Annotated in this window: 11 protein-coding genes; 7 read left to right on the forward strand and 4 right to left on the reverse strand. The window is 61.6% G+C overall.

Annotation, left to right across the window (positions count from 1 at the left end; all coding sequences use genetic code 11):
• Positions 1 to 16 precede the first annotated feature (16 nt).
• The gene (locus tag BCM27_RS04420) at positions 17 to 862 is read left to right on the forward strand and encodes an MBL fold metallo-hydrolase (RefSeq protein ID WP_157781277.1); all 846 of its coding nucleotides are present in this window, start codon (positions 17 to 19) and stop codon (positions 860 to 862) included.
• 229 nt (positions 863 to 1091) lie between these two features.
• Here the strand turns inward: BCM27_RS04420 and BCM27_RS04425 are convergent, their stop codons facing one another.
• On the reverse strand, positions 1092 to 2258 hold the full coding sequence (locus BCM27_RS04425; RefSeq protein WP_033204366.1) for a PucR family transcriptional regulator: 1167 nt from the start codon (positions 2256 to 2258) through the stop codon (positions 1092 to 1094).
• 279 nt (positions 2259 to 2537) lie between these two features.
• Here BCM27_RS04425 and BCM27_RS04430 point away from each other — a divergent pair, with 279 nt between their 5' ends.
• The 4 genes from BCM27_RS04430 to BCM27_RS26190 all read left to right on the forward strand — a co-directional run bounded on the left by BCM27_RS04430 (position 2538) and on the right by BCM27_RS26190 (position 8350).
• Positions 2538 to 3578 carry an NAD(P)-dependent alcohol dehydrogenase gene (locus tag BCM27_RS04430; protein ID WP_239450688.1) on the forward strand — a complete coding sequence of 347 codons (1041 nt, stop codon included), beginning with the start codon at positions 2538 to 2540 and terminating at the stop codon, positions 3576 to 3578.
• 63 nt (positions 3579 to 3641) lie between these two features.
• On the forward strand, positions 3642 to 6230 hold the full coding sequence (locus tag BCM27_RS04435; RefSeq protein WP_004020692.1) for a flavin-containing monooxygenase: 2589 nt from the start codon (positions 3642 to 3644) through the stop codon (positions 6228 to 6230).
• Positions 6231 to 6362: 132 nt separating this feature from the next.
• On the forward strand, positions 6363 to 7970 hold the full coding sequence (locus BCM27_RS04440; protein WP_033204421.1) for a 4-coumarate--CoA ligase family protein: 1608 nt from the start codon (positions 6363 to 6365) through the stop codon (positions 7968 to 7970).
• A gap of 248 nt (positions 7971 to 8218) precedes the next feature.
• Positions 8219 to 8350 carry a hypothetical protein gene (locus BCM27_RS26190; RefSeq protein ID WP_255220196.1) on the forward strand — a complete coding sequence of 44 codons (132 nt, stop codon included), beginning with the start codon at positions 8219 to 8221 and terminating at the stop codon, positions 8348 to 8350.
• 456 nt (positions 8351 to 8806) lie between these two features.
• Here the strand turns inward: BCM27_RS26190 and BCM27_RS25350 are convergent, their stop codons facing one another.
• From BCM27_RS25350 to BCM27_RS04455, 3 genes are read right to left on the reverse strand one after another with little or no spacing between them, the layout of a single operon-like run.
• A complete protein-coding gene (locus BCM27_RS25350) occupies positions 8807 to 9745 on the reverse strand; it encodes an alpha/beta fold hydrolase (protein ID WP_004023286.1) in 939 nt (312 codons plus the stop codon).
• The gene (locus BCM27_RS04450) at positions 9742 to 11253 is read right to left on the reverse strand and encodes a flavin-containing monooxygenase (RefSeq protein WP_004023285.1); all 1512 of its coding nucleotides are present in this window, start codon (positions 11251 to 11253) and stop codon (positions 9742 to 9744) included. Before BCM27_RS04450 ends, BCM27_RS25350 begins: the two co-directional genes overlap by 4 nt.
• 50 nt (positions 11254 to 11303) lie before the next feature.
• On the reverse strand, positions 11304 to 12248 hold the full coding sequence (locus tag BCM27_RS04455; protein ID WP_004023284.1) for a 3-hydroxyacyl-CoA dehydrogenase: 945 nt from the start codon (positions 12246 to 12248) through the stop codon (positions 11304 to 11306).
• A 496-nt stretch (positions 12249 to 12744) separates the two neighbouring features.
• On the opposite strand from BCM27_RS04455, the gene BCM27_RS04460 reads away from it, so the two are divergent.
• Both BCM27_RS04460 and BCM27_RS04465 read left to right on the forward strand, forming a co-directional pair.
• Entirely contained in the window at positions 12745 to 13941 is a 1197-nt protein-coding gene (locus tag BCM27_RS04460) for a PucR family transcriptional regulator (RefSeq protein WP_157781278.1), read from the forward strand.
• A 296-nt stretch (positions 13942 to 14237) separates the two neighbouring features.
• On the forward strand, positions 14238 to 15089 hold the full coding sequence (locus BCM27_RS04465; RefSeq protein WP_004023282.1) for an SDR family NAD(P)-dependent oxidoreductase: 852 nt from the start codon (positions 14238 to 14240) through the stop codon (positions 15087 to 15089).
• Positions 15090 to 15232: the final 143 nt, after the last annotated feature.

Genomic DNA, 15232 nt, shown 5'->3' on the forward strand with positions numbered 1-15232 from the left:
GATCGGAGTCAAACGCATGTCTGAACCTGAAGCCGCCCCGCAACTCTCCGTTGTCACCAGTGCCCCAGTCGCTCTGACAACCGGCGGAACGTTCTCGCCGACAACGGCGACACTCATCAGTGGTCCGAGCGAAGTCGCGCTCGTCGACACGCTCTATACGCCTCGGGACGTCGAACTCCTGGGCGATGAGATCGAGGCGACCGGAAAGGTCCTCACCACCATCTTCATCACCCACGCTCATTTCGACCATTACGTCGGATTGGGTGCGTTGCTCGATCGGTTCCCCGACGCGCGGGGCGTCGCCCTTGCCCCGGTGGTCGACCTCATCGAGAAGAACATGGCCGCCGACAAGACGATCACCGACGACTGGCTGCCGGGCAACGTCACCGACTACTCGCGAATTCCAGAGGTGCTGGACGGCAACGTCTTCACTGTCGACGGAATTGAGTTGCGTGCGGTGGACGTCGGGCAAGCGGATATCGAGCACAGCAGCGTGCTGCATATTCCTTCCATAGCGGCTGTGATTGCCGGAGACGTCGCGTACAACGGGGTGCACCAGATGTTGGGACTGAGCGGTCCTGACGACTGGCAACGATGGATCGACAGCGTAGACAGGGTGGCAGCTCTTTCACCGAGGACAGTCGTCGCCGGCCACAAGATTCCAGGACGAAGTGACGACGACGTCGCCGCGATCCTCGATGGGACCCGCGATTACATCAGTGCTTTCATGCACGAGTCGACTGTCGCGTCAGGGCCCGAAGCGCTCGTCGCTGCCATGGTCGGCCATTTCCCGGACTTCGCCAATCCTGCGACCCTTCACTTCTCGGCGATGATGCACTTCCAGCGAGAGCGGAATGACTGAAGCGCCCTCAGCCGTGGGGGCGGCCCCACCCGCAACGACCTGTCACCCGCCCGCCGTCGCTGATGTCAAGTGGCTCTTGCCGCTTTCGTGAATGGGGCACTCGGCGGTAATGCGATGCCTAGCGCGCTCGTGCAGTTCGATTGCGTACGCCCCGATTTCCTTTCATGACCGCATTCTGGTGGATCTCCCGGAGGTCCGGCAGGCAAGGACCGTCGGCTGCGCTCCGAAGTCACTCTGGCATCGGTGCTGCACTCAGGCCGAGTGTCTCATCGATGGCCAATGCGAGTTCGAGAGCGGCACGCCGTTCCGTGACAGTGTGACCCAGCAAAGACTCGATCCGCTCGATTCGTGACCGAACAGTGTTGTGGTGCACGTAGAGTCGCGCAGCCGACGCCCGTGAGTTGCTATTGCTCTGTAGGTATCCCATCAGGGTCGACCTCAAGAGATCCATGGCGGGTGTTTGTCGGGCCAACGGTCCCAGTTCGTTTCGAACGAAGTCACGGGCCCGCCCTACGTCCTGCGTGCAGAGCGAGATCATGTCGACGTCTCGGAATCGGGTGACTCGACCGGTCGGCCGAGAACGCAACTGAGCGACGCGGGCAGCCTGGCGAGCCTCGTCGTGAGAGGCCCGAAACCCGTCGATCCCCGTTCGGGCGGTACCGATTCCCACCAGAATCGGTCCATCTGTCTCGTCGAGACGCGAGAGGACATCGCTGTCGGCCGGAACCCATGACCATACGGTGCGCAGGTCGACTCTGACGTGCAGCGCGCCCGCCGTGGCGGACGGCAATCTCAGATGTTGCACCGCCTGTTCGAAGACGCTCGTAAAGTCGGACGGGGGGCCGGGAACGCCACTGCCCGGCGACGCGTCGAACAGCTGGACCAGTGCGACATGAGAACCGTTGAGGGCGTAGCCTAACTCCCTTGAAGCGGAGCGAACGTCGACGTCGGGTTCCTGCAGCACCGCTCGGACCTTCTCGTTGAGAGCAAGATCCCGATGTTCGGTTATTCGGCTGGCTTCGGCGGCGTATATCGCGGTCACACCCTCAGTGAGGGTAGCTCCCCACCGAAGCATGAACGTCGTTCCCTCTTGGATCACCTCCACAGAGCGTCCGCGAGGCCAGTCCTGCTTGTCAACCTCGATGATGAACTGGCGCACCAGCTCCCCGGCTCCGACGTGGTATGCGCGCAGGATTGACGGGAGCGGAAGGCCCATAGAGGCGAGTAGCGTTGTCTGCGAACGTAACTCCGAGGTCGGTGCAACCAGTTCAAGTGGCACGCCGCGGGCCATGTGGCCAACCAGCGCGTACAAGTTGCCTTCGCAGGTCACTCGGACGATAGAGGCGACCTCTGGGTCTTCCGCTTCGGGTACGTGCTGGAAGATCACTGCGATCATCGCCTCGACGGCGGGGCCCAACCGTGATTGCCAACCGGCGGCGACCTTTGCGACGTCGTGTGGTCCTGTGATCGGTGATTGATGCATATCAGGTGTCCCTCGTTCAATCAGGCCAGTATGGCCTTTCACCAACTCTCCAACTGGTCAGTCCACGGGTCCAGAACGGTGATATGTGTCCGTAGTCACTCCCGGTCTCCTGAGGTTAGCTCGATTCAGGCCACCACACGATCGAAGTCCGCGGTGCCGACGCTTGGGTCGCCACTGCCAGACGGGAAGGGCATGACTGTGAAAGCAGTGCAGATGGTAGCGCCGGGCCGGCTTGAACTCAGAGACGTCGGAGTTCCGGAGGTTGGCCCTAGGGGAGTGCTGGTCAAGGTGGCAGGGGCGGGTGTGTGTCACTCCGACCTTCATGTGCTGCACATGGAGCAGCTTCCGATGACTGGGTTCACCATGGGTCACGAGGGGGCGGGGTGGGTGCAGGAGGTTGGTGCTCACGTGACCGGATTCGAGAAGGACGATCCAGTCCTGGTGACTGCAGGATGGTCGTGTGGTCGGTGTCGTGCATGCGTGGAGGGACGCGACAACGTCTGCCAGGTGACGGGAAGTCGCATGCAGGCGCCGACAATTCCGGGTCTGGGCCCCGACGGGGCGATGGCCGAGTACATCCTGGTCGATGCCCACCACTTGGTGAAGCTGGGATCAATCGATCCGGCGACCGCGAGTCCGCTTGCCGACGCGGGTTTGACACCGATGGGTGCCATCAACAGCGCGCGGAGTCGGCTGACGCCTGATTCGACCGCTGTCGTCATCGGTTTGGGCGGTCTGGGGAATGTCGCATTGCAGATTCTGCACGCCACTTCGGGTGCTCGGGTGATCGGTATCGACCGCGAACAGTCGAAGCTCGACCTGGCGGAGAAGTCCGGCGTCGACGAACTGGTGCTCGCCGGCCCCGGCGCCGCGCAGCACATCCTGGATGAGACCGCCGGCTACGGCGCCGACGCAGTGTTCGATTTCGTCGGTGTGCAGGACACGGTTGATCTGGCCACGTCGATCATCGCCCCAGGCGGAGCGCTTCGCTTCATCGGCCTCGGTGGTGGGCAGTTCACGTTCGGAGCGGACTACAGCAACCGGCTCCCGTGGCAGGTCAACGCCCAACTGGTATACGGCGGTACACGAACCGATCAGCTCGAGGTCCTTGATCTGGCCAGGCGTGGAAAGGTCACCCTAGACGTCCAGCGATATCCACTGGCCGAATTCGAAAGGGCCTTCGCCGACTTGGAACTCGGCCGGGTATCGGGCCGAGCGGTCCTCATCCCGTAACCACCGGTCGCCCTGTTCGAACGGCCGCGCCGTTCGACTTCCTCAAGTTCACAGAAGGAAACAATGAACACCAACCACGATGTTGTCATCATCGGCGCCGGATTCTCGGGCTTGTATGCCATTCACAAGTTCCGCGACGAGCTTAATCTTTCCGTACAGGCTTTCGAAGCCGGCTCTGGAGTGGGCGGAACCTGGTATTGGAATCGCTATCCCGGCGCCCGGGTCGATGTGCCTTCTATAGACTACTCGTATTCGTTCTCGCCAGAGATCCAGCGAGAGTGGCAGTGGTCGGAGAAGTATGCGGCTCAACCGGAGCTTCTCTCTTATATCGAATTCGTAGCTGAGCGTCTGGACTTGAGGCGCAGCATCGCCTTTGATACCCGAGTACTGTCGGCCCGCTGGGATGAAGACTCGAAACGATGGTCCGTTCATACCGATGATGGCTCCGTTGCCACGGCCCGATTCCTGGTGGCGGCCGTAGGAAATCTCAGCACCGAGAGCGGTTATGCTATCTCAGGCTCTGAGAACTTTGACGGAGAGATCTATCATACGAGCGCGTGGCCAGGCGACATCGACCTCAGTGGCAAACGGGTGGGAGTTGTCGGAACCGGATCTACCGGAATCCAGGTGATTCAAGAAGTCGGCAAGGTCGCCGGCTCGCTGACCGTCTTCCAGCGAACCCCGAACTACATCACCCCGCTGGGCAACGAGAGATACACCCCGGACCAGAGCGCAAGATTCGCCGAACACGCTGAAGAACTCCGGAAAGGGAAGCGCGACAATTTCTGGGGATGGGCTATGCCAACGCCGGAGGTGTCTGGCGATCTCGTGACGCCCGAGCAGCGACGAGCCAAATTCGAAGAGGCCTATCGCGCTGGCGGACAACAGATGACGGCGACCTATGGCGATCTGCTGACAAACGAGCGAACCAATGCGGCGGCCTCCGACTACCTACGCCAGAAGATCCGCGAGCGTGTCACCGACCCTCGTAAAGCCGACCTACTCACACCATCCGGCTACCCGTTCATGAGCAAACGGCCGCCGATGGAGGTGGACTACTATGAGATCTTCAATCGCGAGAATGTCGACATCGTGGATGTCCGAGCGAACCCCATCTCGCATTTCAACCCCACCGCGCTCGTCCTCGAAGACGGCAGCGAACACGACCTTGATGTTGTGATCATGGCCACGGGATTCGATGCAGTGACCGGACCATTGTTGGCATTGGGCATCGGCGGACGCGGCAAACTCTCATTGCGTGATGCCTGGCGGGACGGACCCCGATCGTTACTGGGCATAGGCACGCCCGGATTCCCGAACCTCTTCACGATCACCGGACCGACCAGCCATGTCGCATTACAGAACAACGTGCTCTCCATCGAGGACCACGTCGATTTCGCGGCAGAACTCGCCACAAGAGTACTCGAGACGGGGGCAGAGACCATAGAACCGAGCGAGGAGGCGACGCAGCGGTGGGCCTCCATTGTGGACGGACTCCTCGAGAGCACACTCATACCCTCTGGCCGATCATGGTGGATGGGTGACAACGTGCAGGGAAAGAAGAGGTCCACCTTCATCTATGTGGGCGGCGGCCACCTCTTCCGGGCTGTCCTGGCAGACGTTCGCGCTCACGGATTCGGAGGGTTCACTATTGACGGGATCACAACACCTCCCTCACCGATGCTGTTGCTGGATCCGTCCGTCGTAATGATGGTCAACGGGATGATGACTCTGGGCACCAAAAGCTTTGAAGACTGCGAGACGGTGGAAGAGATGCGGGAACTGGTGGACGGTTTCCCCATGTTCCAAGTCCCTGGCCCGGACGTCGAGGTCATCCGCTCTTGCTACCAGGGACCGACAGAGGAGCGGGATGTCCGAGTCTACGTGCCGGCGATGGACGGCCGTTCCGACCGCCCGGTTCTGCTCTACTTCCACGGGGGTGGATTCCTTGCGGGCAGCCTGGATTCGAATGACAATGTGTGTCGGACGTTGTCGCATCGCCTGGACGCCGTTGTGATCGCGCCGAGTTATCGTCTTGCACCTGAGCATCCGTTCCCTGCGCCAGTCGAGGATGCTCTCGCAGCGCTTGCTGCCGCAGCCGATCTGGCGCGGATGTACGGAGGCGACCCACGCAACCTGTTCGTGGGAGGCGAGAGCTCCGGCGGCAATCTCGCTGCAGTCCTCGCTCAGCACGCGCGTTCGGTCCGCCACTCCGACATCGACATCGCGGGTCAGTTGCTCATCTCACCTGCGATCGGGCCGGACCCGCAGACTGAGTCCATGCGCGAATTCTCACACGTGCCCGGGTTGCCCGGAGTCGTCGTACGGGAGATGTGGAAGGCATATCTCGGTGACTGGTCGAATGCGGAGTCTCCGTTGGTCAATCCGCTCCGAGGTGGGTCCCTTGACGGACTCCCACCGGCACTCGTCGTCACCTTTGAGGTCGATCCGCTCAGAGATGAAGGTGAGAACTACGCTAGCGAGCTTGAACAGGCTGGGGTTGATGTGATGTCGGTGCGAATAGATGGTCTGGTGCATGGTGCTCCGCTTGGACTCAGCGCCTTTCTGCCTCGGCATCACGAGATCTACGACGCCATTAGCGTCTTCGTCGCCAACACTCTCGTTCAGAGGCGTTCGGCAATGTCGGAATGAGTGGTGACAGAGTTCGGAGCTTGTCAGGCGGGTCCCCTCGAAGTAGTTGTGTCGAGGGGACCTGTCCGCGTGTTTTGCCAGGTCGACGTCGTGATGACAACGAACGTCGAGAAATTCCCCAATGGAGGTGTCATGAGCTTCACGAGTCCGTTCCCCGACGTCGAGATCCCGGACGTGAGTGTGTTCGAGTTCCTGTTCGGCGCGGTGGCCGAGGAGGACCTCGCCCGTACCGCGCTGGTGGACCCGAAGTCGGGGGCGACGACCACCTATGCGCAGCTGATCTCGCAGATCGAGGCGGCGGCGGGCGCGTTGGCGTCGCGGGGGATCGGTGTGGGCGACGTGGTGGGCATCCTCTCGCCCAACATCCCGGCGTTCGCCACGGTGTTCCACGGGATTCTGCGGGCCGGTGGCACCGCGACGACGATCAACGCGCTGTTCACCGGTCCCGAGATCGCCAAGCAGCTGCGGGATTCCGGCGCCAAGATGCTGGTGACCATCTCGCCGATGCTGGAGCAGGCCAAGGCCGCCGCCGACGAGGTCGGGCTGGCGGATGCGGATCTGATCGTCCTCGACGGCGAGGGCCAGGACGCCTCCGGACACCCGAACGCGGCGGACCTGCTGGGCGTCGGGCTGGCCGCGCCGGAGGTGTCGTTCGATCCGTCCACCCATGTCGCGGTGCTGCCGTACTCGTCGGGGACGACGGGCAACCCGAAGGGTGTGGCGCTCTCGCACCGCAACCTGGTGGCCAATGTGGCGCAGATCCGTCCGTTGCAGGGCATGGGCGCCGACGATGTGGTGATCGCGGTGCTGCCGTTCTTCCACATCTACGGGATGACGGTGCTGCTGAACGCGGCGCTGTACAACCGGGCGTCGCTGGTCGTGATGCCGCGGTTCGATCTGGTCGAGTTTCTGGAGAACATCCAGAACCACAAGGTGACGATGGCCTACATCGCGCCGCCGGTGGCCGTGGCGCTGGCCAAGCACCCGATCATCGACAACTACGACCTGTCCTCGCTGCACACGATGATGTCGGGCGCGGCGCCGCTGGACGACGAGCTGGGTCAAGCCGTGGCCAAGCGACTCGACCTGCACATGCTGCAGGGCTACGGCATGAGTGAGCTGTCGCCGGTGAGTCACATCATCCCGGCCGACACCCCCGGTCTGCTGGGTCGGCAGGACCCCCCGCTGTCCTCGACCGGGTGGGCGGTGCCGAACTCGGAGAACAAGATCGTCGACCCCGCATCGGGTGCGGAGGTCGAGTTGCCGAGCGAGGGGCTGTCGGAGCCGGGCGAGCTGTGGGTCAAGGGGCCGAACGTGATGCTGGGCTACCTCAACAACGAGCAGGCGACCGCCGACACCATCGACGCCGACGGCTACCTGCACACCGGCGACATGGCGCAGGTCGACCCGACCGGATGCGTCTACATCGTCGACCGGCTCAAGGAGCTCATCAAGTACAAGGGTTACCAGGTGCCGCCGGCCGAGCTCGAGGCGTTGCTGCTCACCAATGACAAGATCGCCGATGCCGCGGTCATCGGCGTGATCGAGGCGGAGTCGGGCGAGGAGATCCCCAAGGCTTTCGTGGTGCGTCAGCCCGATGCGGAGATCACCGCCGACGAGGTCATCGAGTTCGTGGCGTCGAAGGTGGCCCCGCACAAGAAGGTCCGGGCGGTCGAGTTCATCGAGACGATCCCCAAGTCGGCCTCGGGCAAGATCCTGCGCAAGGACCTCCGCAAGTAGTCTGTGCGTCTGACACGAGTGTGACGTTGTGCCCGGAAACCGGGCACAACGTCACACTGGTTTCGAGCAGCCGGCGCCGACAGGCGCTCCTCGCAATACCAAGCCCGATGCGCGAGGCCGGGCTTAGGTTCGCGTAGCGGCCATAGGAATCATCCAAACATGCAGTATCACAGGGCAATCGCCGACGACGGGATAGCCGTCGCGGTGGCGTGTCGGGTACTTCAGCTCTCTCTCCAGACCTACTACCGGTGGCTGGCCACCCGATCACCGATGCCGAGACGCCCGCGGCGTATCGGGCCAACACCGTGTTCGATGCCCACCGCGAGGACCCGGAATTCGGCTACCGATTCCTCGCCCGGGGAAGCGACCATCGTGGGTGAGACGATGGCCGAGCGGACTGCGTGGCGGATCTGCCGTGACAACGCCTGGTGGTCGGTGTTCGGCAAGAAACGAGGTCGTAACGCTCGACGACCGGGGTCACCAGTCCATGACGATCTGGCCCAGCGCAACCTTCACCTCGGAGGAGCCAAATCGGTTGTGACTGATCGATATCACCGAACTCCCACTGGTGAGGGCGAGCTCTATCTGTGCGCAATCAAGGACGTGCACTCCGGGCGGATCGTCGGCTACAGCATCGATTCCCGGATGAAGTCCCGGCTGGCCGTGGCAGCGTGCACCGCGCGGTGGGCCATCGTGGTGAGGTGGCCGGGTGCATCGCTGGGACACCCGGGAACAGCTTCGGATCGCGATCGTCACTTGGATCGAACGGACCTACCACCGCCGGCGCCGGCAAGATCGCCTCGGTCGGTTGCCGCCTGTCGAGTTCGAAGCGATGATCAACACCGCTGCTGCCGCGGCGTGACACTCAAACTGTCACCAATCCGTGCAGCAGTCCCGTTTGTTGTGACGTGGCCAGGTGGTCGGTTGGCTCGGATAGACACGACGAAGGCTGCGAAAAGCCGAGCGACTTCGTCAGGGGCCTCGATCTGCGGCATGTGACCTACTCCGGGAAGCAGGTGGGTCGAGGCATGGGGGAGAAGTCTGCGTGCCTCGGCAAGATGCCGGGCCGGGAGAATACGGTCACGGTCACCCCAGATGACGGTTGTGGGTTTGCGAGCGTTGGCCACGCCGGTGGACAACTTCTCGCGCCATTCGCTCCGCACTCCGCGCAGTGTCGCCAATTCCCGTGCGGTTTCCCATACGACTTCGGCTGTGCCGGGCTGTTGTGCGATGGCCTTCGCGTGCTCGATTCGCGAACCTGTGACGAGATCGGGGTTCGCGAAGAGCATACGCTCGGTGAGCCGGGCGCTCGATTGCGTGGTGTGCGTGGCAAGGAAACGTCCCAGCACCCGGGTGGAAAGGAATCGAATCGGCAGCGCGACGGACTCTCCGAATCCCGCGCTACTGATGAGCACCAAACTCGCAACTCGATCTGGGGCCAGAATCGACAGTTGCTGAGCTACCGCGCCGCCGAGAGAGTTGCCAACGACATGCAGTGGTCGACGTTCGCCCAGAGTGTCGAGCGTTGCAAGGCTGGCGCTCGCCAGCATCGGAAGAGAGGTCGGTAACGCGGAACGCTGCGTGAATCCTGAGCCCGGCAGGTCGATGGCGATGACTCTGTGATTCTGCGTGAGCCGCTTCGTCAGCGGCGCCCAGTCCTCTAGGCTTCGCCCGATTCCGTGAATCAGGAGCACCGGGGGTGCGGCTGGATCTCCCTCGACGCGAACCCGTGTCTGCCGCCCTTCGACATCGACGAAGGCTGGAAACGCGGTCATCCGGCGACAGCAGGGGCGACTAGCGGTGCGGACGCGAAATGTAACGAGGATTCCTCGATCGGGTCTTTCCCGAGGACTTGGCGGTCGATCTTGTAGTCCTGCGCGACGCTCCACGGCTCGGCGGAGCCCTGCTGCGGGAAGAGGTGCATCGCCCGGTTCACATAACCGCTTCCCATTTCGATGTAGGGGCGTCGAGTCATCGTGTCGTCGTCGACGACAGGTATCACGGTTGTATACCCGTGTCGATCCATATGTGCGAGTAGGCGACAAGTCCATTGTGCAACCAGATCGGCTTTGAGTGTCCAAGCGTTATTGACGCTACCCAGCGTGAAGGTGAAGTTGGGAATGTCGCTGACCATTGCCGTTTTGTAGATCAAATGGTCATGCAAATTGACATCTCGACCGTCAACTCGCAGCTGGATCTTCCCAAATGGAACCATATTAAGGCCGGTGGCAGTGACGATGATGTCGGCTTCAATCTCCGAACCGGATTGGAGCAGAATGCCGTTCTTGCTGAAACGGGCGATTCGGTCGGTCACTACTCCGGCCTTACCGGATGCAATGGCCTTGAACAGGTCTCCGTCCGCGACGACACACATCCGCTGGTCCCATGGCGCGTAGTCGGGATTAAAATGTGCGTCGACGTCGAAGCCTTCAGGGAGTGCTTTGATATTGACTCGCCGAATAACGGCTCGCATCGTGTTCGGAAACCTACGGCTCACGCGATACAAGAAAGTCTGCTTTCCGACATTTATCGTTCTGATAATTCTATGCGCGTGCGTTCTTGGAATGAGTCGTCGAATGAACAGGGCCAGTGGGTCTCTTCTGGGCGCGGGCAGGACGTAGGACGGCGAGCGCTGCAACATGGTGACATGCTCTGCGTCCTCGGCCATCGCCGGCACGAGAGTCACAGCAGTTGCCCCGCTGCCGATTACGACGACCTTCTTCCCGGTGTAATCGAAACTCTCGGGCCAGTGCTGTGGATGAACAATGTCGCCGCTGAAGTCTTCGCGACCCTCGAACTGGGGGGAGTAGCCCTCGTCCACATCGTAGTAGCCGGCCGCCGATGACAGAAAGTTGCAGGTCATGGTGAATTGGTGACCGTCGCGGACACGCTCAACCCTGACGCTCCACTGCGCCCGAGCCGTTGAGAAGTCAGCGGACACGACCTTGTGGCCGAAATGAATGTGGGCGCCTAGGTTGTTCTCGTCGACTGTCTCCTGGAGATACTCCAGGATTTCGGACGCGTCGGCGATCGCATTCTCCCTGTCCCAGGGTTTGAACCCATAGCCGAAGGCGTAGAGATCGACGTCGGATCGCACTCCTGGATAACGGAAGAGATCCCACGTACCACCGATGGACTCGCGGGACTCCAGGATGGCGAAGGTCCTACCGGGTTGCAACGTCTGTAAGTGATAAGCCATGCCGATGCCGGTCAATCCGGCACCAACAACGAGGACTTCGACGTGCTGGGGAATCGCGGACGCATCTTTCGTGGATGAGGTCATGGTCAGACTCCTTGATATGGTCTCACGGTGGATGGTGGGTTCCGGCGTCGTCACGGCATCACAAGCGCCGCGATTTCCGCCGCCTCCGAGATGTCTGGTACATCGAGGAAGTCCGCCGCCGCGAACGATGGATCAGGCCACGTGTAGTAGCCCTGACCGGTCTGGGCGCCAAGCAACCCTTTGCTGAGAAAGTTCGTCTCGATGTACTTGGCATTCGCTGTCATCTGGGAATCGTTGTTCACTGTCCCCCAGTAAGCCAAGATATCGAATGCGGTCTTCATGCCGACTTGGTCCAGCAATCCGAAAGGACCGATAGGGAATCCAAACTTCATGAAAGATCGATCGACGTCCTCTGCCGTGCTGATGCCGTTTGTTACCAACGTCTGTGCGGCATTGGTCAGGGCAACTGTCCATGTGTTGACAACATAACCGTTATGCTCCTTGCGTACCGGAATAGGCGTCATGCCGATTTCGATTGCGAATTCGGTCACCGCGGTCAAGGTGGCCCGTGCGGTGCTGGGGTGAGCCATGATCTCGGCAAAGTTCATCGCCCAGATTCCGTTGCCGAAATGCAGCGCGCAAAATCTGTCCGGTCGGCCGGTCGCCTCCGCGAAGGTACTGGGCAGAAAAGTTGAGGAGTTGGTCACGACAAGGGCGTCCTCCGGCAGGAGGTCGGCCAGTTCCTCGTAGACCGCGGTCTTCACATCTGGGACCTCGGGTACGGCCTCGATGACCAGGGCAGCATTCGCGACGGCTTCCGCAAGATGTGTCCCGTAGCTGAGTCGTGCGCGGGTCGCCGCGATATCGGCGTTACTCGCGCCGAAGTTGGCGGTATAGAGCGTGGCGTACTGATCGTGCATTTCCTGACATCGTGCGATGGCTTGTTCGGCAATGTCGTAGACCACAACGGTCTTGCCTTTATAGGCGCTGTGCCAGGCAATCTGGCTGCCGAGAAGACCTGATCCGAGGATAGTGACCTCGTTGAGTTGAGACATGGTTCGCGAGACTCCTTCGGAGGAGGTTGGGTTGATGCCCTCGATGGCAGTGATTGCGGGAGGACATCCTTCTGGAATGATGTGACTGCTGAGATCACGGCCCCTACCCTGTGACCGCGACCACAATGTATTGCGCCCCCGACGCGCGGCGCTCGTCTCACAGCGCCAGAGTCTCGTTTGCAGTTTGTCGCCGTGCCACAAAGTGCGATGCACCCTGGTCGGCGACCCGGCTAGCATCGGCCCCTTTACCTACTCGGAGTACCCAAGATCCGACAGATGCAATTTCGCAAGGCTTCGAGACACAAGGGGAGGCCATGTGCGACAGTGCGCTTGACGACTGGTCGGCGAAGGTCGGTCGAGGTGGGTGACAACGATGAACCGAGCGATCGATGGTGCAGAGCCAGAGTGGGCGCCCTTACGCGGCCGGGATGATGAGCGGGTGTGGCGCGCCGTCCTGCAGCCGATTGCTCGGACTCTCCGGAGGTCCGCGGCGGAGGTGGCGGAGGACACCGTCCAGTTCGTCCGGGAGAAGCTTCCAGAACTGTTCGTCGATCTACAAAGGGTGGACGAGGCGAGGACGAGTACAGAGGAGAGCGTCCGGCTTTTCGCCCAGCTGCTAGAGGTCGGAGGGGATCCCGCCAACAGCGACCTACCGCCGTCAACTCTGGCGATCATGCGGTCGGCCGTCTGGAGACAGATGCCCCTGTCCTGGCACTCACGCTTCTATCGCCTCGCACTCGAGCAGGTGTGGCGCTGGATGCACGGACGGATCCTCGGACAGACCATGGAGGGCGTCGATCGCGAGCGTGCGGTTAGCCTTGCCACGACGATGTTGTTCGAGTTCATCGATCGCGCCATGAGTCGCGCCGACCAGGCGTACGAGGTTGAGCGGGAAACGTGGCTGCAGGGCGCTGCAGCCTCTCGTGCCGCGGCGATAGATGATGTGCTTGCCGATCGTGATCGAGACGTGCACTCACTGTCGGCGAGACTCAGGTACGACCTGAACCTGCACCACTTGGGAATCATCGTGTGGCGCGGCTTCCCATCCAGCTCTGACGCTTCACTCCCCGAGCTGAGCGATGTGGTAGCCGGAATCGCGCGGGCGATCGGCGCCGGGTCCAGCATTTCGCATCCACTGGGTTCATTTGCAGTCGCCGGTTGGTTCAATAGCCATCGCCCCTTGGAACTCGACCTGGAGTCCTGTCTCGACGCCACGGGTGCTTCGCTGATACCAGAGGGTGTCAAGGTGGCGACAGGGGAGTGTGCCACCGGAATCGACGGATTCAGGCTGACGCACGCGCAGGCCGGACACGCGCGCCGAGTAGCGACACTTCAACACTCGAGTGCCACCGGCGTCACGCGGTACGAGGACATCGCCGTCATTGCATTGTGTGTCGCCGACCCGCAGCACGCCAAGCGCTTCGTGAGGCAGACACTCGGCGCGCTTTCGGCCAGTGGCGAATTGACCCGCCGTCTAGCGATGACGTTGAGCGTCTACCTCCGGGAGAACAGGAGCCGAACGAAGACTGCCGCAGAACTCTCGGTCCACCCCAATACAGTGAGCTACCGGGTACATCAAGCAGAGGAGCTCCTCGGACGGAGAATCGACGAGGATTCCCTCGAGCTACGCGTCGCCTTGGAGATTCTTCCGGTCCTTGACGGGCTTGACACGTCGCGCTCGGGTATCGGGTGACCGACCAGCTCATGACTCATCCTCAAACGTCTTCGGGGAAATTCAGCGGTTTTTCGTTTGTCATGACGTAACAACGAGCGGCGGAACTCTTGACACAGGACGACGAGCGCCATCCCGCAGCGTTGCAATAAGTTCTGAGGAGTTTGCGAATCCTGCCTTCGCAGAGGCGGAGCGCTATCCCAAGTCACGACCGCGGACTGTCGATCTGCACTCCTGTGCGTCCTCGAGTTCTGCGGCGATACGCCGATTACGACTCAGACTCGGTGCAATCAGGGCGCCGTCAGGGGGTTTGTCGAATGAAGTGGCACACGCAAAAGCGGACCATCGACGGTCGCGTCGTGGTGATCACCGGAGGGGGACGGGGCATCGGTGTCGCTACCGCTCGGGCCCTTGCACAAGAGGGCGCGAGAATTGCTCTTGCGGACCTGGACGGCGACCTCGCATCGAGTGTTGCTGCGGAACTGAATGGTGAGGCGTTCGGAGTTGGCGTCGACGTGAGCGACCCGACAGCACTCAGTGCCTTCTTCGACGAAGTCGATCGTCGGATGGGGCACTTTGACGTGCTTATCAACAACGCCGGGATCTTCACGATCGACGCGATCGAAGACACAGATCCCCATTTGATCGACAATCTCATTGCGGTCAACCTCGGCGCGGTTGTACACGGAACACGCGAAGCTGTCCGCCGTATGAAGCCGCGGGGGGCCGGACACATCATCAACATGGCATCTACTGGTGGGCGCCTCGCGGGTGCCCGGCTGGCACCTTATGTGGCATCGAAGTTCGGTGTGATCGGTTTCTCAGAGGCTGTGGCTCTCGAGTTGCGCGGCACAGGAGTTGACATGTCGGTGATTCTTCCGCACCAGTGTAAGACAGACATGACGGCCGGTATCGGCCGTTTGCGGGGCATGCCGCTGATCGAGCCGGCGGACGTTGCTGACCGTATCGTTCACACTCTCCGATACCCGAGATTCGAAGTGCCTGTACCGAGAGGCATCGGCACGATGCTGTGGGTGAACCAGGCGCTTCCTGCCCGCGCACGGGCAGCCCTATTCCGAGCAATGCGAGCCGACCGGGTGTTTGACAGAATCGATACCGCTCAGCGACTGAAATACGAGACGCGGCTCAGGCGCCAAGCGCGCCCGTGAGCAAGCCCGCCCCCGCCCCCGTGAGCTAGGCGTTGGGTTCGTGAACAGGGCGACGGCAAGCGTGGTTCGGCCGATGAGTCCTTTGAAGGAGAAGGGGGAGAACGCGTTTGTCGGTGTGATCCCCAGAGGGCTGTTCCTGCATG

It is taken from the genome of Gordonia terrae (genome assembly GCF_001698225.1).
GTDB classification, from domain to species: Bacteria; Actinomycetota; Actinomycetes; order Mycobacteriales; family Mycobacteriaceae; genus Gordonia; species Gordonia terrae.

Bases quoted from the DNA above. Each gene is read 5' to 3' on its own strand.
- BCM27_RS04420 (WP_157781277.1), top strand. From the start codon at position 17: ATGTCTGAACCTGAAGCCGCCCCGCAACTCTCCGTTGTCACCAGTGCC.
- BCM27_RS04425 (WP_033204366.1), bottom strand. From the start codon at position 2,258: ATGATCGCAGTGATCTTCCAGCACGTACCCGAAGCGGAAGACCCAGAG.
- BCM27_RS04430 (WP_239450688.1), top strand. From the start codon at position 2,538: ATGACTGTGAAAGCAGTGCAGATGGTAGCGCCGGGCCGGCTTGAACTC.
- BCM27_RS04435 (WP_004020692.1), top strand. From the start codon at position 3,642: ATGAACACCAACCACGATGTTGTCATCATCGGCGCCGGATTCTCGGGC.
- BCM27_RS04440 (WP_033204421.1), top strand. From the start codon at position 6,363: ATGAGCTTCACGAGTCCGTTCCCCGACGTCGAGATCCCGGACGTGAGT.
- BCM27_RS25350 (WP_004023286.1), bottom strand. From the start codon at position 9,745: ATGACCGCGTTTCCAGCCTTCGTCGATGTCGAAGGGCGGCAGACACGG.
- BCM27_RS04450 (WP_004023285.1), bottom strand. From the start codon at position 11,253: ATGACCTCATCCACGAAAGATGCGTCCGCGATTCCCCAGCACGTCGAA.
- BCM27_RS04455 (WP_004023284.1), bottom strand. From the start codon at position 12,248: ATGTCTCAACTCAACGAGGTCACTATCCTCGGATCAGGTCTTCTCGGC.
- BCM27_RS04465 (WP_004023282.1), top strand. From the start codon at position 14,238: ATGAAGTGGCACACGCAAAAGCGGACCATCGACGGTCGCGTCGTGGTG.